Raw genomic sequence first — 20,423 nt, forward strand, 5'->3', positions numbered from 1 at the left:
GGCTTTCGGGGCATGGGTTGGAATATCGCGGCAGGCGCGTTAGGCATCGCATCGGGTTGTAAATTCGCGACACGATTGCGCGACGAGGGCCGGGGAGGGCTCGATGACTACGGCTTGTGACATTGCCGTTCGTTTCCACGAGCCTCCGGTCGATCTCGCGCGCTATTTCACGACCTTCTACCGCGCCGATTTCTCCTGCCCCGATGGGCCGGTCCACGATGCTCTCCAACCCGAATGGGGCGGCGTCCGCTTCTTCGACGGAAAGAACCTGACCTCGCGCCTTGGCAAGGACCAGGTGCTTTCAGGGACCGACATTTCGGTGATGGGGCCGAGCAGCCAGCCGGTCGAATTCGAGATCGGGTCGGTCGCCTTCTGGGGCATCGGCCTCCTCCCGCTTGGCTGGGCGCGCTTCATGTCGGTTGGGGCGAGCGACTGGGCAAACCGGATCGGCGACGGACGGACCGAAGCGGACTTCGCGCATTTCCTGCCGCTGCGCGATCGCTTGAGCATTGCAGCCCGCGACGAGGAAAGCGACCTTGCGGCAATCGTGTCCTTCTTCCGCGAGCTTGTGGAGCGCACGAAGGAGCCCGACGAGCGCATCCTCGCCATCCACGAGATGCTGCTCGACCCGGACCTGCCCAATGTCGCCGCCATGGCGGAAAGCTGCGGCATGAACCCGCGCACGATGGAGCGCCTGTGTCGCCGCCATTTCGGCTTCCCGCCCAAGCTGCTGCTGCGCCGCCAGCGATTCATGCGCAGCCTCAGCAAGTTCATGCTCGACCCTTCGCTCGGCTGGATCGGCGCGCTCGATTCGCTCTATTTCGACCAGAGCCATTTCGTGCGCGACTGCCACACCTTCCTCGGCATGTCGCCGAGCGAATATGCCGCCCGGCCGCACCCCATCCTGTCTGCCTTCATGCGAGAGCGGTTGAAGTCGCACGGCTCGGCCGTCCAGACGCTCGACAAGCCCGGCTGATCTTTTCGGCCGAACAGGGGTCATCCCCTTTGCCTTGCGGCGCATTTACGGCTAGCGGGCCTTCGCCATGGACGATTTGCAAAACCGTACTCAAGAGGCCGTAGCCGCGGTCTCGAACGCCGCGTCGCTCGACGCGCTCGATGCGCTGCGCGTCGAAGCGCTGGGCAAGCAGGGCTGGGTCAGCCAGCTGCTCAAGACGCTCGGCAAGATGACGCCCGACGAGCGCCAGGAAAAGGCGCCGAAGATCCAGTCCGCCCGCGTGGCGATCGCCGATGCGATCGAAGCCCGCAAGGCCGCGATCGAGGCGGAAGAGCTGGAGCGTCGCCTCGCGACCGAGACGCTCGACCTCACCCTGCCTGCGCCGCAGACCCCGAAGGGCAGCGTGCACCCGGTGAGCCAGGTGATGGACGAACTGTCGGAAATCTTCGCCGACCTGGGCTTCGCCGTGAAGACCGGCCCGGAAGTCGAGGACGACTGGCACAACTTCACTGCGCTCAACATGCCGGAAAGCCATCCGGCGCGCGCGATGCACGACACATTCTATTTCCCGGACCATGACGGGGAAGGCCGCCGCATGCTGCTGCGCACGCACACCTCGCCGGTGCAAATCCGCACGATGGTCGCCGAGGGCGCGCCGGTGCGCATCATCGCGCCGGGCCGGGTCTATCGCAGCGACAGCGATGCGACGCACACGCCGATGTTCCACCAGATCGAAGGCCTGGTGATCGACCGCGACATCCACCTCGGCCACCTGAAGTGGACCCTCGAGACCTTCCTCAAGGCCTTCTTCGAGCGCGAGGATATCGTGCTGCGGCTGCGCCCGTCCTACTTCCCCTTCACCGAACCGAGCGTCGAGGTCGATGTCGGCTTCGAAGTGGTCGACGGCAAGCGCGTGCTCGGCGGCAGCGGCGATGCGCCGGGCCACGGCTGGATGGAGCTGCTCGGCTCGGGCGTGGTCAACCGCCGCGTGATCGAATTCGCCGGGCTCGATCCCGACGAATGGCAGGGCTTTGCATTCGGCGTCGGCGTCGACCGTCTCGCCATGCTCAAATACGGGATGGACGACTTGCGCGCCTTCTTCGACGGCGACCGCCGCTGGCTGCAGCACTACGGTTTCTCGCCCTTCGACCAGCCGACCCTCTCGGCCGGCGTCGGGGCGCCGATCGGAGGCCGGGCATGAAGTTCTCGCTCACCTGGCTGAAGGACCACCTCGAAACCGACGCTTCGGCGGCGGAGATTTCGGCTGCGCTCAACGCGATCGGCATCGAAGTCGAGGGTTTCGAAGACCCCGCCGACACGCTGGCCGGCTTCCGCGTGGCGAAGGTCCTCACCGCCGACCGGCATCCCGATGCCGACAAGCTGCAGGTCCTCACCGTCGATACCGGTGAAGGCGACCCGCTGCAGGTCGTATGCGGTGCGCCCAATGCGCGCGCCGGGATGAAAGGCGTGCTCGGCCTGCCGGGCGCGGTGGTTCCGGCCAACGGAATGCAGCTGCGCAAGAGCGCGATCCGCGGTGTCGAATCGAACGGCATGATGTGTTCGGTCCGCGAACTCGAACTGGGTGACGAGCACGACGGAATCATCGAATTGCCGGAAGACGCGCCGGTCGGGACGAGCTTCGCCGAGTACCGCGGCGCTTCACCCGTATTCGACGTCGCGATCACGCCGAACCGCCCGGACTGCATGGGCGTCTACGGCATAGCGCGCGACCTCGCGGCAGCAGGGCTTGGCACGCTCAAGCCGATCGCCTTTCCGAAGTTCGAGGCGCAGGGCGCTTGCCCGGTCGAAATCCGCACCGACGATCCGGAAGGTTGCCCGGCGTTCTACGGCCGCGTGATCAGGGGCCTGACGAACGGCGCTTCGCCCGACTGGCTCCAGCAGCGCCTGCTGAGCGCGGGCCAGCGGCCGATTTCGCTGCTGGTCGATCTCACCAACTACCTCATGCTCGCCTATGGCCGTCCGGCGCATGCCTACGATCTTGCCAAGCTGACCGGCGCGGTGGTCGCCCGCCGTGCGAAGGATGGCGAGCAGGTGCTGGCGCTCAACGAGAAAACCTACACGCTCGACGAGACCATGACCGTGATCGCCGACGACAGCGGCGTGCACGATATCGCCGGCATCATGGGCGGCGAGCATTCGGGCTGCAGCGACGAGACGACCGACGTGCTGCTCGAGATCGCCTATTTCGATCCCGACCGCATCGGGGCGACCGGGCGCAAGCTCGGCCTGACTTCCGATGCGCGCACGCGTTTCGAGCGCGGCGTCGACCCGGCATTCCTGCAGGACGGTCTCGACCTCCTGACCGGGCTCATCGTCGAGCTGGCAGGCGGCGAGGCGAGCGAGGCCGTTCAGGCCGGTTCCCCGCCGAGCGAGCCGAAGGTCGTCGCTTTCGACCCGGCGCTGACCGCGAAGATCGGCGGCGTCGAGATTGACGAGGACGAGCAGCAGCGCATCCTCCAATCGCTCGATTTCACCGTCGATGCGGGCGCGAAGCCGTGGTCGGTCACCGTGCCGCTGCGTCGCCACGACGTCGAAGGCGCGGCCGACCTGGTCGAGGAAGTCGTGCGCATCCACGGCCTCGACAAGGTCGAAAGCGTGCCGCTTTCGCGCGTCGATGGCGTCGCCCGCCCGACTGCCACGCGCGAACAGCTCGTCGAGCGGCGCCTGCGCCGTGCGGCTGCGGCAAGCGGCCTCGACGAAGCGGTCACCTGGTCCTTCCTGCCGACTGCCGATGCAGAGCATTTCGCCGAGGACGGCCAGAAGCTCTGGGTGCTCGACAACCCGATCAGCGAGGACATGAAGGCCATGCGCCCCTCGCTCGTTCCCGGACTGCTCGCGGCCGCCAAGCGCAATGCCGACCGAGGCGCCGCAGGCTCGCGCCTGTTCGAGATCGGTCGCCGCTATTTCCGCAATGCCGATGGCTCGAGTGACGAGAAACCGACGCTCGGCGTCGTGCTAGCAGGCGAGAAGGCGCAGCGGGCATGGGCCACCGGCAAACCGGTCGGTTTCGATGCCTATGACGCGAAGGCCGTCGCCGAAACGCTGCTGGCGGAAGCCGGCGCACCGGTCGACAAGCTAATGGTCATGGGCGACGCCGGACCGCAGTTCCACCCGGGCCAGTCGGCGACGCTTCGCCTCGGCCCGAAGAACGTGCTCGCGCGCTTCGGGGCGCTGCATCCGGCAACGCTCAAGGCGTTCGACATCGACGGCCCCGTCGTCGCGGTCGAAATCTTCCTCGACGCGATCCCGGCGCGCAAGGGCGGCAACCAGTTCGCCCGTCCGCATTACGCGCCGCCTGCGCTCCAGGCGATCATGCGCGACTTCGCCTTCCTCGTACCGGCAGACCTCGCCGCCAACGACCTGCTGCGCGCCGTGAGCGGCGCGGACAAGCAGCACATCGTCGATGCGCGCGTGTTCGACGTCTTTGCAGGCCAGGGCGTGCCCGAAGGTCACAAGTCGGTCGCGATCGAAGTCACGCTCCAGCCGGGTCAGAAGAGCTTCAAGGATGCCGAGATCAAGGCGATCTCCGACAAGATCGTCGCTTCGGCGACCAAGCTCGGCGCGACACTACGCGGATGAAGACCGCTTTCGTCACCGGAGCCACTGCAGGCATTGGCGAGGCCACCGTTCGCGCGCTGGTCGCGAATGGCTGGCGCTGCGTTGCGACAGGGCGGCGCAAGGAGAGGCTCGATGCACTCGTCGCCGAATTGGGGTCGGATAAGGTCCACCCCTGCGTCTTCGACGTGCGCGACGAAGCGGCGATGGATGCGGCGATTGCCGGCCTGCCCGAAGATTTTGCCGGGATCGACCTGCTGGTGAACAATGCGGGTCTCGCGCAGGGCCTTTCGCCCGCGCAGGAGGCCAACCTCGACGACTGGCAGACCATGATCGACACCAATGTCACGGCCATGGTCAAGCTGACGCGCAAGCTCTTGCCCGTGCTGATCGAGCGCAAGGGCGCAATCATCGCGATCGGCTCGGTCGCGGGCAGCTACATCTATCCCGGCGGCAACGTCTATGCCGGGTCGAAAGCCTTCGCGAACCACTTTACGCTCGCCTTGCGCGCGGACCTCCACGGCACCGGCGTGCGGGTGACGAGCATCGAGCCGGGCATGGTGGAAACCGAGTTCACCCTGGTCCGCACGGGAAGCCAGGAGGCCTCCGACAACCTCTATCGCGGCGCCGACCCGATGACGGGCGAGGACATTGCGAATACCATCCTGTGGATCGCGCAGCTGCCGCCGCATCTCAACATCAACCGTATCGAGCTGATGCCCGTGAGCCAGGACTTCGCCGGCTTCCGCGTCGCTCGCGACTGAGCTTCCATGACTTCCAATCGCCGCACTTTCGCGATCATTTCGCACCCCGACGCCGGTAAGACCACGCTGACCGAGAAGCTGCTGCTGCAGGGCGGCGCGATCCATCTCGCAGGCGAGGTCAAGGCGCGCGGTGCCGCGCGGCGCGCGCGTTCGGACTGGATGAAGATCGAGCAGCAGCGCGGCATCTCGGTCACCTCCTCGGTGATGACCTTCGAGAAGGAATATGACGGTGAGAAGATCACCTTCAACCTGCTCGATACGCCGGGGCACGAAGACTTTTCCGAAGATACCTATCGCACGCTGACCGCGGTCGATTCCGCCATCATGGTGATCGACGCGGCCAAGGGTATCGAGCCGCAGACGCGCAAGCTGTTCGAGGTATGCCGCCTGCGCAGCGTGCCGATCATCACCTTCGTCAACAAGGTCGACCGCGAAGGCCGCGATCCGTTCGAGACGCTCGACGAAGTGGCCGACATGCTCGCGCTCGACGTCAGCCCGCAGAGCTGGCCGATCGGCATGGGCGGGCAGTTCGAGGGCATTCTCGACTTCGCGACCGGCGACATCAGCCGCCCGGAAGGCGGGTCGAAGGAATTCCTCGGCAAGCGCGATAGCGATCCGGTGCCCGAACAGTGGGCCGAGCAGGTCGAACTGGCGCAGATCGGCTATCCCGAATTCGACCTCGAGGCCTATCGTAATGGCGACCTCACCCCGGTCTATTTCGGCTCGGCCCTGAAGAACTTCGGCGTCGAGGAACTGATCGACGCGATTGCCAAATATGCTCCGCCGCCGCGTCCGCAGCCTGCTGGCGAGGAACAGGTCAGCCCGGAACGCGACGAGGTGACCGGCTTCATCTTCAAGGTGCAGGCCAACATGGACCCGAACCACCGCGACCGCATCGCGTTCATGCGCCAGGTTTCGGGGACCTTCAAACGCGGCATGAAGCTGACGCCTTCGGGCCTCGGCAAGCCGATCGCGATCCACTCGCCGATCCTCTTCTTCGCGCAGGACCGCGAAATCGCCGACACGGCGGAGGCGGGCGACATCATCGGCATTCCGAACCACGGCACGCTGCGCGTCGGCGATACGCTGAGCGAGAAAAACCAGCTGCGCTTCACCGGCCTGCCGAACTTCGCGCCGGAAATCCTGCGCCGCGTCGTGCTCAAGGACCCGACCAAGACCAAGCAGCTGAGGAAGGCGCTCGACGACCTGTCCGAGGAAGGCGTCATCCAGGTCTTCTATCCCGAGATCGGCGGGCAGTGGATCGTCGGCGTCGTCGGGCAGCTGCAGCTCGACGTGCTGATCTCGCGCCTCTCGGCAGAGTACAAGGTCGAGGCCGCGCTCGAAGCCGCGCCCTTCGCAACCGCGCGCTGGATCAAGGGTACGGGCGAGGCGCTGCGCCAGTTCGAGGAATTCAACCGCGCCAACCTTGCACGCGACCGCGACGGCGACCTCGTCTTCATGGCGAAATCGCCGTGGGACGTCGGCTACCAGGAAGAAAAGAACCCCGAGCTCAAGTTCTCCGCGACGAAGGAACGGTGACAGATGCGCGGCGCGTGCCTAGCATAAGGGCATGGCCGATTTCTTCGATACGCTGAACGCCGATCACGAAGCGATGATCGCGCAGCAGCCGGTGTTCTTCGTGGCGACGGCTGCGCAGGATGCACGGATCAATCTCAGCCCCAAGGGCTATGACGCCTTCCGCATCCTGGCGCCGGACAGGGTCGCCTATCTCGATCTCGGCGGGTCGGGCAACGAGACCAATGCGCACCTGATGGCCGACGGGCGCATCACCATCATGTTCTGCAATTTCCAGCAGCCCGCGCTGATCCTGCGCATCTATGGCAGGGGCCGGGCGGTGCTGCCGGCGGATCCGGAGTGGGATACGCTCGCCGCGCATTTCACCCTGCTGCCCGGTACGCGCCAGATCTTCGACATATCGGTCGAGAGCGTGCAAACGAGCTGCGGCTACGGCGTCCCGCTGATGACCTTGGACAAGGAGCGCGAGACTCTGACCAAGTATCACGCGCGAAGCGATCCCGACGAATGGGCGGAGAAATATTCGCAGCGCGATACCAGCATCGACGGATTGCCCGCCCGACCGACCGATCGCTTCATCGCGGGCGATGCGGGAACCGGTCGGGGCTGAGGGCGATTGCAAGCCACGTGCGCCTGAAGTTCGCCAGCTACAATATTCACAAGTCCGTCGGCACCGACGGCAAGCGCGATGCCGACCGGATCGTCACCGTCCTGCGCGAAGTCGATGCGGACATCATCGCATTGCAGGAATCGGACTATCGCTTCGGCCAGCGGGCGAGCACGATCCCGCGCGCCATGCTCGACGACACGCCGTGGAAAGCGGCCCCGGTCGCCAAGCGTCGCCGCAGCCTCGGCTGGCATGGCAACGCGCTGCTGGTTCGGCGCACCTTCGACGTCCTTTCTTCCGAGCCTATGGAACTGCCCACGCTGGAGCCGCGCGGGGCGGTGCGGTGCGACCTCGATGTAGGGGGCTTGCGAGTGCGGGTGGTCGGGATGCATCTCGACCTCTCCGGCCTCAGGCGCCGGGACCAGATCCACGCCGTGCTCGACCACGTGGGTGAATGCGACCCGCCATGCCCCACGGTGCTGATGGGCGATTTCAACCAGTGGGGCACCCGGACGGGCGCGATGCAGGCCTTCGGCGACCATTGGCACGTGCTCGATACCGGACGCAGCTTTCCGAGCCGCCAGCCGATTGCGCGTCTCGACCGGATCGTCACCTCGCCGGAGTGGGGCTGCCTCGAACAGCACGTCCACCACAGCGCGATGGCGACACGCGCTTCGGACCATTTGCCCATCGTGGCCGAACTGGAACTGCCCGAATTTTCATCACTGACTGAAAATTAGGCAGTAAACCTGCCCTCGCGCAGCAATCATGCGCGCTCAAGGGCTGGATTCTCGCATTATTTCGAATTGGCACGGGTTTTGCTGCGTATGCGAAGCCGGTGATCGACCGGTGCACCAGACCGGGGGGCTAGATGAAATACATCATCGCCATCATCAAACCATTCAAGCTCGACGAGGTCCGCGAGGCGCTGAGCGCTATCGGCGTCGCGGGCATGACCGTGTCCGAGGTCAAGGGCTTCGGGCGTCAGAAAGGCCAGACCGAGATTTATCGCGGGGCCGAATATTCGACCAACATGCTGCCGAAAGTGAAGCTCGAGATCGCCGCGGCCGATGCCATTGCGGACCAGGTCGTCGAGACGATCACGCAGACCGCCAGCACGGAAAGCATCGGCGACGGCAAGATCTTCGTCCTCGACCTCGCTTCCGCGACCCGCATTCGCACTGCCGAAACCGGCGAGACCGCGCTGTGAGCGGCTTTCCAGACATGAAGGATACTCCCATGATCCGCAAACTCGCAGGCGTGGCGACCGGTCTCGGCGCTTCGCTATTCGTATCGACCGCCGCTTTGGCGCAGGAAGTCGCCGAAGTGGCGGAGGCCGCACCGGCCGTTCCGAACCCGGGCAACAACGCCTGGATGATGACCGCCACGGTTCTCGTGATGCTCATGATCCTGCCGGGCCTTGCGCTGTTCTACGGCGGCCTGACGCGTTCGAAGAACATGCTTTCGACAATGACCCAGGTCGGCGCGACGGCCTGTCTCGCCATGATCATCTGGGTGATGTGGGGCTATTCGCTGGCGTTCGGCGATACCTCTTATGAAGGTACGCTGGGCCTCTTCATCAGCGGCGGGAGCTACTTCCTCGCCGGAACCGATGCGAGCAGCACCGCCGCGACCTTCACCGATGAAGTCATCAGCAAATACGTCTTCATCAGCTTCCAGATGACCTTCGCCGCGATCACCGCTGCACTCATCCTCGGCGCGACTGCCGAGCGCATGAAGTTCAGCGCGGTGATGATGTTCGTGCCGATCTGGCTGACCATCGTCTACTTCCCGATCGCGCACATGGTTTGGGCTGCCGATGGCCTGCTGTTTGTCGACGGTGCACTCGACTTCGCCGGCGGCACGGTGGTGCACATCAACGCCGGTGTCTCGGGCCTCGTCCTTGCCTACCTGCTCGGCAAGCGCCGCGGCTATCCGGCAGAGCCGATGCCGCCGCACTCGATGACGCTGACCATGGTCGGCACCGGCCTGCTGTGGGTGGGCTGGTTCGGCTTCAACGCCGGTTCCGCACTCGAAGCGGACGGTTCGGCCGGCCTCGCGATGATCAACACCTTCGTCGCTACCGCTGCCGGTGCGCTCACCTGGATGGTGATCGAGAAGCTGGCCGGTCACAAGGGTTCGGCTCTCGGCTTCTGTTCGGGCGTCATCGCCGGCCTCGTCGCCGTCACGCCTGCTGCCGGTAACAGCGGCCCGTTCGGCGCCATCCTGCTCGGCATCGTCGCTTCGGCCATCTGCTACTTCGCGGTCGCCAAGGCCAAGGCGAAGTTCGGCTACGACGACTCGCTCGACGCCTTCGGCATCCACGGTGTCGGCGGCATGGTCGGCGCAGTCGGCACCGCCGTCGTCTACCAGGCATTCCTGGGCGGACCGGCGGGCGACGACGCCAACGCGCTCGGCACGCAGCTCTGGATCCAGATCAAGGGCGTGCTCATCACGATCGGTTGGGCCGGGATCGGCACGCTGATCGCGGGCTACCTCGTCAAGCTGACCATCGGACTTCGCGTCGACGAAGAAGCCGAGGTCAACGGGCTCGACATCTCCGAACACGGAGAGCGCGCCTACAACTAACACCCAGGTACGGCGGGTCCGGGAAATCCTCTCCCTTCCCGGTCCCGCCGCACGACGTTCCTCCTGCGAACACAACAACTGACAAGGGCCGGAGCCAGCCGCTCCGGCCCCTTTTTTATGCTCCGGCAAAAAATGCAGGTGATTCAATTAGGCAACACAAGATTCCGAAAAATGCAACTCAATGACAATTGCGTTGCAATAGGCGCAATCGTCGGTAGGCAAGTCGGTCAGGAGTCGTATTTTTGGGAGAGAATACATGCAGTCAGCAATCCGCAAGACCTGTCTCGCCTCGGTTTCGGCGTTCGGCATCAGCGTGCTCGTCGCTTCACCGGCGATGGCGCAAAGCAACACGGACCAGAGCGCGGCGAACAACAGCCGCGTCGATAGCCCGGCCATCGTCGTAACCGGTACCCGCCAAGCCGATCGCTCGGCGGCAGACACCGTCGCACCGATCGATGTCGTCTCCGGTGCGGAGCTGACCAACCAGGCCGACAGCGACATCAGCAATTTGCTGCGCGTCGCGGTGCCTTCGTTCAACGTCAACACCCAACCGATTTCGGATGCGGCAACTCTCGTTCGTCCTGCGAACCTGCGTGGTCTCTCTCCCGACAACACGCTGGTCCTCGTCAACGGCAAGCGCATGCACCGTGCCGCGGTCATCGCTTTCCTCGGCGGCGGTATCTCGGACGGCTCGCAAGGCCCCGACGTTTCGACCATCCCGGCGATCGCCATCAAGCAGCTCGAAGTGCTACGTGACGGTGCATCCTCGCAATATGGTTCGGACGCCATCGCGGGCGTGATGAACTTCATCCTCAAGGACGATGCCGAAGGCGGCATGGTCACCGGCAAGTGGGGTTCCACCTACGAAGGTGACGGCGACAACTACCTCATCGGCCTCAATGTCGGCCTGCCGATCACCGATGCTGGCTTCCTCAACCTGAGCGCCGAATATGGCGAATCCGACGCGACCAGCCGTTCGGTCCAGCGCGACGATGCCGCGGCCCTGATCGCCGCCGGCAACACTGCCGTCGCCGACCCGGCGCAGATCTGGGGCCAGCCGAACGTCAACGACGACTTCAAGTTCTTCGCAAACTTCGGCATCGACCTCGCGCCCGACATCACGCTCTACGCTTTCGGCAACTATGCCGAGCGCAATGTCGACGGCGGCTTCTTCTTCCGCAACCCGACCAACCGCGCCGGCGTCTATCGCGGCCCGCTGGTCGATCCGAATACCGGTTTCGCCGATCCCAATGGCGTGGCCTCGGTGCTCGTCGGCGACCTGTCGATCAACAACACGGGCGATTGCCCGGCCGGCATTCCGCTGACCGGAACCAACGGGCTTATTCCGGATCCGACCATACTCGCAGCGGTTTCGGCGGACGCGAACTGCTTCTCCTTCGTGGAGCTGTTCCCCGGTGGTTTCACCCCGCGCTTCGGCGGCGATTTGGAAGATTACTCGATGGCGGGCGGCCTGCGCGGCCAGCTGTTTGGCGGTCTCGATTTCGACCTCAGCTACCGGCACGGCCGGAACAAGGTCGATTTCTTCATCCGCAACACGATCAACGCCTCGCTCGGCCCGAACACGCCGACCGAGTTCAACCCGGGCGGCTATTCGCAGACGGAAAACGTCGTGAACCTCGACCTCGGCTACAACTTCCAGGTCGGCAGCGGCAGCGTCTATGTCGCAGCCGGTGCGGAGTATCGTGACGAGACGTTCAGGATCTTCGCCGGCGACCCGGCATCGTTCGAACTCGGTCCGCTCGCGCAGCCGACCGCGGCCTATCCCTTCGGTCAGGGCTTCTCGACCAGCTCGAACGGCTTCGGCGGTTTCTCGAACAACGCAGCCGGCTCCAGCAAGGAAGACAACAAGGCGGTCTACCTCGACGTCGAGGCCGACCTGATCGAGGCACTGACGCTGCAGGCGGCGGTCCGCTACGAAGACACCAAGAGCTTCGGCGACACCACCACCTGGAAGCTCGGCGCGCTCTATCGCCTGTCGGACAACTTCCGCCTGCGCGGGACCTACTCGACCGGCTTCCACGTGCCGACCGCAGGGCAAGCTAACGTCATCAACGTCACCACGCAGTTCTCCAACGGGCAGCTGCAGGACGAAGGTACGTTCCCGCTGTTCAGCCCGGCCGGCCTGATCGTTTCCGACTTCATCGCGGACACGACTGCCAATGGCGGCCTCGGTCTCCCGCGCCCGACGCTCGGGCCGGAGGAAGCCGACAGCTTCACGGCAGGTGTCGCGGGCGACTTCGGCAACGTGACCTTCACGCTCGATTACTTCAACATCAAGCTGAAGGATCGCATCTCGCGTTCGTCGACCATCAACTTCACCAACGCGCTGCTGTATCTCGCGGACCGTGAAGGGGTGATGGTGACCTCGACGAACACGGCGGGCCTGCTGGCGGAACTCGATGCGGCGAATGTCATCGACCGCAACGACTTCACCGGCTTCGAGGACCTTACGTCCTTCGCCTTCTTCAACAATGCGTTCGATACGCGCACGCAGGGCATCGACTTCGTTGCCAACGCGCGCCTCGACCTGACCGAAGCAGGCCGGACGCAGGCGACGCTGGCGATCAACTACACCAAGACCGACGTGGTCGATGCCGACCCGACGATCTCGGCTACGCGTATCCGCCAGCTGGAAGAGAACCTCCCGAACTGGAAGGGCTTCTTCAACCTGACGCATGAAGAAGGGCCGTTCCGCGGCCTGCTTCGCGCCAACTACTACGGCAGCTTCTACGAAGCGCACCTCGACGATGGGACGCTTCCGATCGACGCAGGTTCGCGGGTCACCTTCGATGCCGAGCTCGGCTACGAAGTGATCGAAGGGCTGGAACTCACCGTCGGCGCCCAGAACCTGCTCGACACCTATCCGACCCGGAACCCCTATGCGGGCATCGCCGGTGCGGAATACACGGTGACCTCGCCCTTCGGCTTCAACGGGGGCACCTATTACATCCGCGCCCGCTTCCAGTGGTAAGACCAAGGCCGATCGATGTAACGAGGGGGAGGGGCCGCAAGGCTCCTCCCTTCTTCTTTGGGGTCGTGCATTCGGGGGAGCGATTCCATGCCTGACATCCGCCTTGCGACGCAGGACGACCGCGAGGTGATCGCCGACCTCATGGAGCGCGCGATCGCCGAACTGCAGAAGGGCTTCCTGACCGACGAGCAGATCGAATCCTCGCGCGCAGGCATGGGGCTGGACCTCCAGCTGATAGAGGACGGGACCTATTTCTGCGTCGAGGACGAAGGCCAGCTAGCCGGTTGCGGCGGCTGGTCGCGCCGCGCGACGCTATATGGCGGGGACCATTCGGCCGGGCGCGATTCCCGCCTGCTCGACCCGGCGAGCGAACGCGCGCGGATCAGGGCGATGTACACCCACCCCGACCATACACGCAAAGGCATCGGCAGCCTGATCCTGAAGGCGGCGGAGGACGCGGCGCGCGCCGAGGGCTTCGCAGAGATCGAGATGGCCGCGACGATGGCGGGCAAGCCCTTCTACCTCACCCACGGCTACTGCGTGGAGAGCGAATGGTTCGACACGCACGGCAAGGTGCCGGTGCCGCTCGCAACGATGGCGAAGCGCCTCTAGGCGCGCTCGGCCTCGAGAATGAAGTCGGCGCAGCGTTCGCCGATCATGATGCTCGGCGCGTTGGTATTGCCGCTGACGATCTTCGGCATGATCGAGGCATCGGCGATCCACAGCCCCTCGACACCGCGTGCCTTCAGCTTCGTATCGACCACCGCGTCCTCGTCCGAGCCCATGCGGCAGGTGCCGACCGGGTGGTAGACCGTATCCGCCCGGTTGCGGATCAGCTCGTCGAGCTGGGCATCGTCGTCGAGGTCGATCGGGTGGCGATCGGTCGGCTTGTATTCGGCGAGCGGTCCGGTGTCGACGATCCGGTGCGACAGGCGAACGCCTGCGCGCATCACCGCCATGTCGCGCTCGTCGTCGAGGAAGTTCGGGTCGATCCGCGGCGCATCGGCGGCATCGGGTGAATTGAGGCGGACGGTGCCGCGGCTTTCCGGTCGAAGGACGCAGGCATGCAGCGAGAAGCCGTGCCCCTTCACCTTCTCGCGCCCATGATCCTCGAGGACAGCCGGGACGAAGTGCCACTGCACGTCGGGCGCGGGGGCATCCTCGCTCACCGTCCAGAACCCGCCAGCCTCGGCATAAGGCGTGGTCATGATGCCGGTACGCTTGCGGCGGTGTTCGATGATCGCCTTCGCCATGCGCGCGGTGCCGGCAAGGCTGTCGCCGATCGGCACGGTCGATTCGGTTTCCCAGCCGGAGACGTAGTCGATGTGGTCCTGCAGGTTCGAGCCGACCTCCGGCTTGTCGAGCACAACCTCGATGCCATGCTCTTTGAGGTGCTCTGCCGGACCGATGCCCGATGTCATGAGAATCTGCGGCGAATTGAATGCGCCGGCGCTCAGGATCACGCCGCCCTTGGCGCGGATCACCTCGCGCTTGCGGCCGCTCTTGATCGCAACGCCGACGACGCGGCCGTTCTCGACGACCAGTTTTTCGACCAGCGTCTTGGTGCGAACGTGGAAATTGCCCTGCTCGCGGATCGGCTCGACATAGGCGCGCGCAGCCGACCAGCGCTCGCCGTTGCGCTGCGTCACCTGGTAGAGGCCGAAGCCTTCCTGCTTCTCGCCGTTGAAGTCGCCGTTCTCGCGCAATTGCAGCGAGGCGGCACTTTGCACGAAGGCATGGCTCGTCGGGTTGGCCCATTTCTGGTCGGAGACGAACAGCGGCCCGCCTTCGCCGTGATACTCGTCCGCCCCGCGCTCGTTGCTTTCGGCCTTCTTGAAGTAGGGCAGGACGTCGTCGTAGCCCCAGCCGTCGCAGCCCATCGCGGCCCAGTTGTCGTAGTCCCAGCGATTGCCGCGGATATAGACCATCGCGTTGATCGCGGAGGAACCGCCAAGACCCTTGCCGCGCGGCTGGTAGCCGATGCGGCCGTTGAGGCCCTTCTGCGGCACCGTCTCGTAGCGATAGTTCGAGTTCTTTAGCAGGAAGGGCATGAAGCCCGGCGTCTTGACCAGCAGGTTGTTGTTCCGCCCGCCCGCTTCGACGAGGCACACCCGGCGCGTCCCGTCGACCGCGAGCCTGCCGGCGACCGCGCTTCCCGCGCTGCCGCCACCGATGACGATATAGTCGTAGTCAGCCATGTCCTCTCCTTTTCGGGCGCGAAGCTATGCCGCTTCGTTCTGCCCTGGAATAGTGTTGTCCTGTCCGGGCGGCTCCGCATTGCCTTGCCGTTCGAGCCAGCGCGCGCGGATCATGTCGGACGTGTCGCGGCTGCCGTCATGCGTCCAGCCAGGCTCGCGCCAGAGGTAGGACAGCTTGTGGCGCCACGGTGCCGCGGCGAGGTCGCGCGCGATGCCGATCCATTCGTGGAACACCGCCCACAGCAGGTTGAAGCTGCCGAGTTGCTTCACGATGCCGTAGCGGATGCGCTCTTCGTCCGGGCGCTCTTCCTCGAAAGTGCCGAACATCCGGTCCCAGATGATGAAGACGCCGGCGTAGTTGCGGTCGAGATAGCGCGGATTGGTCGCATGATGGACGCGGTGGTGGCTTGGCGTGTTCATCACCGCCTCGAACCAGCGCGGCATCTTGCCGATCGCCTCGGTGTGAATCCAGAACTGGTAGATCAGGTTGAAGCCCGCGCAGATCGCCAGCATGCCGGGATGGAACCCGATCAGCACGAGCGGCAGGCGAAACACGAAGCTTCCCGCAAAGAACCCGGTCCAGGTCTGCCGCAGCGCAGTCGACAGATTGTAGTGCTGGCTGGAATGGTGGTTCACATGGCTCGCCCAGAACCAGCGGACGCGGTGGGCGGTGCGGTGGAACAGGTAATAGGCGAGGTCGTCGAGCACGAAGGCAATCGGCCAGACCCACCATTGCCAACCTATGTCGGCAAGGCGGAACTGGTAGAGCCATAGCGACAGCGCGACGACGAAGCCGCCGAACAGAACGCCGGCGACCGTGCTCCCCAGCCCGAAGGCGAGGCTCGTCAGCGTGTCGCGCGGCTCGTAGGCCTCGGGACGCTTCTTCCACGACCACAGCATCTCGGCGAGGACCAGGCCGACAAACAGCGGCACGGCATAATCGACCGGCGAGAAACCTTGCGCCCACTCAGGCATGGCGCTTCTCCAGCCGCCGCAGGCTCGAGGCCCATTCCTGCGCCTTCGCGCCGAGGTTGAGCGTGACCGATCCGAACGGCTTGTCCTCCGCCTCGATCGTCAGGAAGCCCTGGTCGAGCCGCGCCTCGGGCCGGTGCTCGATCAGGCGCGAGGCGAAATGCGTGCCGTGGCGCCGCAGCAGCAGGATACGCCCGCGCGCATCGCGCATGAGCGCGCTGTAGCCGGCACGGTCGATCGCGATCTCCACCGGGTCGAAACCGCAGACGGCTTCCTCGGCAAGCTCGCGCGCTTCTTCTTCGCTGCGGATCCGCCGGTCGCCGCCGAGTTTCATCCGGCCCGCAAGCCATGCAAGCGCGAGAATCGCGAGCAGGGAACCGCCGAATTGGATGAGCTCGGGCATGGGGAGTTACTGACACAAATGTCAGTGCCGGTCGAGAGACTCTTCTGGCCTTGGAAGCTGCCGATTGCGCCGATACAAGGGCGCTTCGGAAGAGGACTGACATGAACAAACTGACCTTGCTTGCCGCTGCCGCATCGGTAGCGTTTTCCCCCGCACTCCACGCCCAGACCGCCGACCCGGTTGCCGAGGTCTCTGCACAGACCGACCGCACGAGCCGCGTCGCGCAGCAGATCTGGGACTGGGCCGAACTCGGCTATCTCGAAACCCGCTCCAGCTCGCTCCTGCAGGACGAGCTCGCCGCCGAGGGCTTCACGGTCGAGCGCGGGGTTGCCGATATCCCGACCGCATTCGTCGCCGAATGGGGCGAGGGCGGTCCGGTCATCGCGATCCTCGCCGAGTTCGACGCACTTCCCGGAATCACGCAGTCCGGCTCCGCCAGCCGCGATCCGATGGACGAAAAGGCTGCGGGCCATGCTTGCGGGCACAATCTGTTCGGTGCCGGCTCGCTGACCGCTGCCATCGCAGTCAAGCGCTGGCTCGAGAAGACCGGGACGCCGGGGCGCATCCGCCTCTACGGCACGCCGGCAGAGGAAGGCGGCTCGGGCAAGGTCTACATGGTCCGCGCCGGCCTGTTCGACGATGTCGACTTCTCGATCCACTGGCATGCCGACGACGAGAACAGCGCGGCAGCGCGCACCAGCCTTGCCAACCGTTCCGCCAAGTTCCGCTTCCGCGGCGTTTCGGCCCATGCGGCCGGCGCTCCGGAGCGCGGCCGCTCGGCGCTCGACGGGGTCGAGGCGATGAACATGATGGTCAACATGATGCGCGAGCACACCAGCATGGATACGCGCATCCACTACGTGATTACCGAGGGCGGCGCGGCCCCGAACGTGATCCCGGATTTCGCCGAGGTCTTCTATTACGTGCGTCACTCGGACGCCGATGAAGTCCGCGCGCTGTGGGAACGGCTGGAGGACACCGCGCGCGGCGCGGCGCTCGGCACCGGGACCAAGGTCGAGTGGGAGATCATCCACGGCAACAACCCGCTGCTCGTCAACGAGACGCTGGCGAAAATGATGGATGCGAAGCTGCGGCAGGTCGGCGGGATCGAATATACCGCGGAAGAACGTGCCTGGGCCGAAGAGCTTTCCAAGTCGCTCGGCGATGCGGCCCGCCCGCTGGAAAGCGCAGGGCAGATCCAGCCCTACCAGAAGTCGCTCGGCTACGGGTCGACCGACGTGGGCGATGTCAGCTGGGCGACGCCGACGGTCGGCGTGCGCACGGCGACCTGGGTTCCGGGAACGAGCTCGCACAGCTGGCAGGCGGTTGCCGCCAGCGGCCATTCGATCGGCCACAAGGGCGCACAGCTTGCGGCCAAGTCGATGACGCTTGCCGCAGTGGAGCTGTTCACCAATCCCGAGCTGCGGGAAGCTGCCAAGGCGGAATTCGATGCCTCGCGCGGCGAGGGATACGAATATGTCTCGCTGCTCGGCGACCGTCCGCCGCCGCTCGACTATCGCCGCTGATCAGCCCTTCGCGCGCTGGGCGAGGACGTCCATCGCCATGCGCACCGGCGTGATGTCGTAGCCCGCTTGCCGGGCAGCGGCTGCGATCGCGTCGGGGTCGCCGCCCTGTGCCGCTTGCGCGAGCGACCACAGCAGGGTCGAGCGCGTGCCGCTGCGGCAGAAGGCCAGCACCGGCCCCTCGGCTGCATCGAGCGCTTCGAGCATGGCGGTTACCTGCGGCTCGCCGAAGCCAGACCCGCCGACCGGGATCGCGCGGTAGGCAATACCGGCATCCTTCGCTGCCTGCTCGACCGCAGCGCCTTCCGGCTGGTCGGGAGCCTCGCCGTCGGGGCGGTTGTTGACGATCATCGCGATGCCGAGTGCCTTCGCCTCTGCGACTTGCGCCGGATCGATCTGCGGACTGGCGTACATGCTGTCGGACAGCTTGCGAAAGTCGCTCATGCCGCGCTCTCCCGCGCTTCGGCAGCCGCTTTTGCCCGGCGGTTGCGCTGGACGATATTGAGGATCTCGACCGAGACCGAGAAGCCCATGGCCGCGTAGATGTAGCCCTTGGGCACATGGAAGCCGAAGCCGTCGGCGATCAGCACGAGGCCGATCATCACGAGGAAGGCGAGAGCGAGCATTACCAGCGTCGGGTTCTTCTCGATGAATTTCGCCAGCGGATCGGCTGCGATCATCATCACGCCGACGGTTATGACGACGGCGGTGACCATGATCGGGATCTCGTCGGTCATGCCGACCGCGGTGAGGATCGAATCGACCGAGAATACGAGATCGATCGCGACGATCTGGGCGATCACCGCACCGAACGTGGCCGTCGCGGCCTGGGCAACGCCGGGCGTCTTGTCGAGCAAATCGCCCGAATCGTCTTCCGGCTCCATCGAGTGATGGATCTCTTTCGTGGCCTTCCAGAGCAGGAAAAGCCCGCCCGCCAGCAGGATCAGGTCGCGGCCCGAGAACGCCGTTTCGAAAGTCGGTTCGCCATAGGGGCCGGGAGCGCCGGTGATCCCGAGATCGAACAGCGGGGTCTGCAAGGTGACGATCCAGCCGATCAGCATGAGCATGGCGATACGCAGGATGAGCGCGAGGCTGAGGCCGATCCGGCGGGCCTTCTGCTGGTGCTCTTCGGGCAGCTTGTTCGAGAGAATCGCGATGAAAATCAAATTGTCGACGCCGAGCACGATCTCGAGCGCGATCAGTGTCAGCAGGGCCGCCCAGGCGGCGGGATCGGAAAGCAGCGCCATGATATCCATGCGCGGCCTGATGCGCGCTCGCCGCCTTGCTGGCAAGTATCGGCGCATACGAAAATGTCACAATTTTGCGTGAATAGGGGCCTATGGCTTAAATCATTCGCGCAACATGGGTTTGTGCGCTATGACAGATGCCTTGAGGGGGTCACGGCGTTTCCGTGTGCTCCTCACGTGTCCGGCGCGTTCCCCGTTCGCGCGGCGGATGCCACTCGCAAGAGGGCGGGGACGAAGGCGAATTTTTTACTATGGGTTACGATAGGGGCCGCCGCGGCCGCGGACGCGACAAGCGCGACAACATTGGCGAAGAAGGTTTCGATCCGTTTGGAGGAGCGCCGTCTGGCGGCGGATTCGGCGGCGATTTCGGTGGAAATAACGACCGCTACGGCGGCGGCGGTGGCGATCGCTTCGGCGGCGGCGGCGACCGCTTTGGCGGAGGCCCGCGCGGCGGCGGCGGTGGCGGTGGCTATCGCGGTGGCGGTGGCGGCGGCGGTCCGCGCGGCGGTGGCGGCGGTGGCGGCGGTTTCAACCGCATGCCCGCCCAGGTCGTCGGCACCGGCAAGGGGACCGTCAAGTTCTTCAACGCCCAGAAGGGTTTCGGCTTCATCCAGCAGGAAACCGGCGGCGAAGACGTGTTCATCCACATCAGCGCTGTCGAGCGTGCGGGCCTCGAAGGCCTCGCCGAAGGGCAGGAGCTCGAATTCAACCTGGTCGATCGCGGTGGCAAGGTCTCCGCGCAGGATATCCAGGTCGTCGGCGACGTGATCGAGGTGGAGCAGCGTTCGGCCGCTCCGCAGCGTGAACTCACCGGTGAGCGTGCAACCGGCACGGTCAAGTTCTTCAACTCGATGAAGGGTTTCGGCTTCCTCGTTCGCGACGACGGCCAGCCCGATGCATTCGTGCACATCAGCGCGGTCGAACGTTCCGGTCTCCAGGGTATCAACGAAGGCGAACGCTACGAGTTCGACCTCGAAGTCGACCGACGAGGCAAGTATTCGGCGGTCAATCTCGTCCCTGTCGAAGGGTAACGGACAAACGACCGTCGCGGCTTGAAGCGG

Annotated in this window: 18 protein-coding genes; 13 read left to right on the top strand and 5 right to left on the bottom strand. The window is 65.1% G+C overall.

Going from position 1 to position 20,423, the window contains the following annotated elements; all coding sequences use genetic code 11:
* Positions 1-103 precede the first annotated feature (103 nt).
* The 11 genes from EO245_RS03290 to EO245_RS03340 all read left to right on the top strand — a co-directional run bounded on the left by EO245_RS03290 (position 104) and on the right by EO245_RS03340 (position 13,631).
* A complete protein-coding gene (locus EO245_RS03290; RefSeq protein WP_128891592.1) occupies positions 104-976 on the top strand; it encodes an AraC family transcriptional regulator in 873 nt (290 codons plus the stop codon).
* 67 nt (positions 977-1,043) lie between these two features.
* On the top strand, positions 1,044-2,156 hold the full coding sequence (gene pheS, locus EO245_RS03295; protein ID WP_128891593.1) for a phenylalanine--tRNA ligase subunit alpha: 1,113 nt from the start codon (positions 1,044-1,046) through the stop codon (positions 2,154-2,156).
* Complete coding sequence (gene pheT, locus EO245_RS03300; RefSeq protein ID WP_128891594.1) at positions 2,153-4,555, top strand: phenylalanine--tRNA ligase subunit beta; 2,403 nt, start codon at positions 2,153-2,155, stop codon at positions 4,553-4,555. The genes pheS and pheT overlap by 4 nt, the downstream gene beginning before the upstream one ends.
* Positions 4,552-5,295, top strand: a complete 744-nt coding sequence (locus EO245_RS03305) for an SDR family NAD(P)-dependent oxidoreductase (protein WP_128891595.1) — start codon at positions 4,552-4,554, stop codon at positions 5,293-5,295. Before pheT ends, EO245_RS03305 begins: the two co-directional genes overlap by 4 nt.
* 6 nt (positions 5,296-5,301) lie before the next feature.
* A complete protein-coding gene (locus EO245_RS03310) occupies positions 5,302-6,834 on the top strand; it encodes a peptide chain release factor 3 (RefSeq protein ID WP_128891596.1) in 1,533 nt (510 codons plus the stop codon).
* A gap of 31 nt (positions 6,835-6,865) precedes the next feature.
* Positions 6,866-7,441, top strand: a complete 576-nt coding sequence (locus EO245_RS03315; protein ID WP_128891597.1) for a pyridoxamine 5'-phosphate oxidase family protein — start codon at positions 6,866-6,868, stop codon at positions 7,439-7,441.
* Between the two features lie 17 nt (positions 7,442-7,458).
* The gene (locus EO245_RS03320) at positions 7,459-8,178 is read left to right on the top strand and encodes an endonuclease/exonuclease/phosphatase family protein (protein WP_128891598.1); all 720 of its coding nucleotides are present in this window, start codon (positions 7,459-7,461) and stop codon (positions 8,176-8,178) included.
* A 131-nt stretch (positions 8,179-8,309) separates the two neighbouring features.
* Positions 8,310-8,648, top strand: a complete 339-nt coding sequence (locus EO245_RS03325; protein ID WP_128891599.1) for a P-II family nitrogen regulator — start codon at positions 8,310-8,312, stop codon at positions 8,646-8,648.
* 29 nt (positions 8,649-8,677) lie between these two features.
* Entirely contained in the window at positions 8,678-10,027 is a 1,350-nt protein-coding gene (locus tag EO245_RS03330) for an ammonium transporter (RefSeq protein WP_128891600.1), read from the top strand.
* A 256-nt stretch (positions 10,028-10,283) separates the two neighbouring features.
* Positions 10,284-13,019 (top strand): TonB-dependent siderophore receptor, encoded by a 2,736-nt coding sequence (locus EO245_RS03335; RefSeq protein ID WP_128891601.1) that lies wholly within the window; start codon positions 10,284-10,286, stop codon positions 13,017-13,019.
* A gap of 87 nt (positions 13,020-13,106) precedes the next feature.
* Positions 13,107-13,631, top strand: coding sequence for a GNAT family N-acetyltransferase (locus tag EO245_RS03340; protein ID WP_128891602.1), 525 nt, complete (start codon positions 13,107-13,109; stop codon positions 13,629-13,631).
* Here EO245_RS03340 and EO245_RS03345 read toward each other — a convergent pair.
* The 3 genes from EO245_RS03345 to EO245_RS03355 are packed head-to-tail and all read right to left on the bottom strand — an operon-like array spanning position 13,628 to position 16,592.
* Complete coding sequence (locus EO245_RS03345; RefSeq protein WP_128891603.1) at positions 13,628-15,217, bottom strand: GMC family oxidoreductase; 1,590 nt, start codon at positions 15,215-15,217, stop codon at positions 13,628-13,630. The two genes, EO245_RS03340 and EO245_RS03345, sit on opposite strands and share 4 nt — an antisense overlap.
* A 24-nt stretch (positions 15,218-15,241) precedes the next feature.
* Complete coding sequence (locus tag EO245_RS03350; protein ID WP_128891604.1) at positions 15,242-16,192, bottom strand: sterol desaturase family protein; 951 nt, start codon at positions 16,190-16,192, stop codon at positions 15,242-15,244.
* On the bottom strand, positions 16,185-16,592 hold the full coding sequence (locus EO245_RS03355) for a hypothetical protein (protein WP_128891605.1): 408 nt from the start codon (positions 16,590-16,592) through the stop codon (positions 16,185-16,187). The genes EO245_RS03350 and EO245_RS03355 overlap by 8 nt, the downstream gene beginning before the upstream one ends.
* Positions 16,593-16,693: 101 nt before the next feature.
* On the opposite strand from EO245_RS03355, the gene EO245_RS03360 reads away from it, so the two are divergent.
* Positions 16,694-18,118: an amidohydrolase gene (locus EO245_RS03360; RefSeq protein WP_128891606.1), complete on the top strand. Its 1,425-nt coding sequence runs from the start codon at positions 16,694-16,696 to the stop codon at positions 18,116-18,118.
* On the opposite strand, the gene EO245_RS03365 is transcribed toward EO245_RS03360, so the two are convergent.
* Both EO245_RS03365 and EO245_RS03370 read right to left on the bottom strand, forming a co-directional pair.
* On the bottom strand, positions 18,119-18,559 hold the full coding sequence (locus EO245_RS03365; protein ID WP_128891607.1) for a TIGR01244 family sulfur transferase: 441 nt from the start codon (positions 18,557-18,559) through the stop codon (positions 18,119-18,121).
* On the bottom strand, positions 18,556-19,371 hold the full coding sequence (locus EO245_RS03370; RefSeq protein WP_128891608.1) for a TerC family protein: 816 nt from the start codon (positions 19,369-19,371) through the stop codon (positions 18,556-18,558). The genes EO245_RS03365 and EO245_RS03370 overlap by 4 nt, the downstream gene beginning before the upstream one ends.
* Positions 19,372-19,613: 242 nt before the next feature.
* Here EO245_RS03370 and EO245_RS13560 point away from each other — a divergent pair, with 242 nt between their 5' ends.
* Positions 19,614-20,393: a cold-shock protein gene (locus EO245_RS13560; RefSeq protein WP_128891609.1), complete on the top strand. Its 780-nt coding sequence runs from the start codon at positions 19,614-19,616 to the stop codon at positions 20,391-20,393.
* The last annotated feature ends 30 nt before the right edge of the window (positions 20,394-20,423 follow it).

The organism is Erythrobacter sp. HKB08 (genome assembly GCF_004114695.1).
GTDB lineage: Bacteria > Pseudomonadota > Alphaproteobacteria > Sphingomonadales > Sphingomonadaceae > Parerythrobacter_A.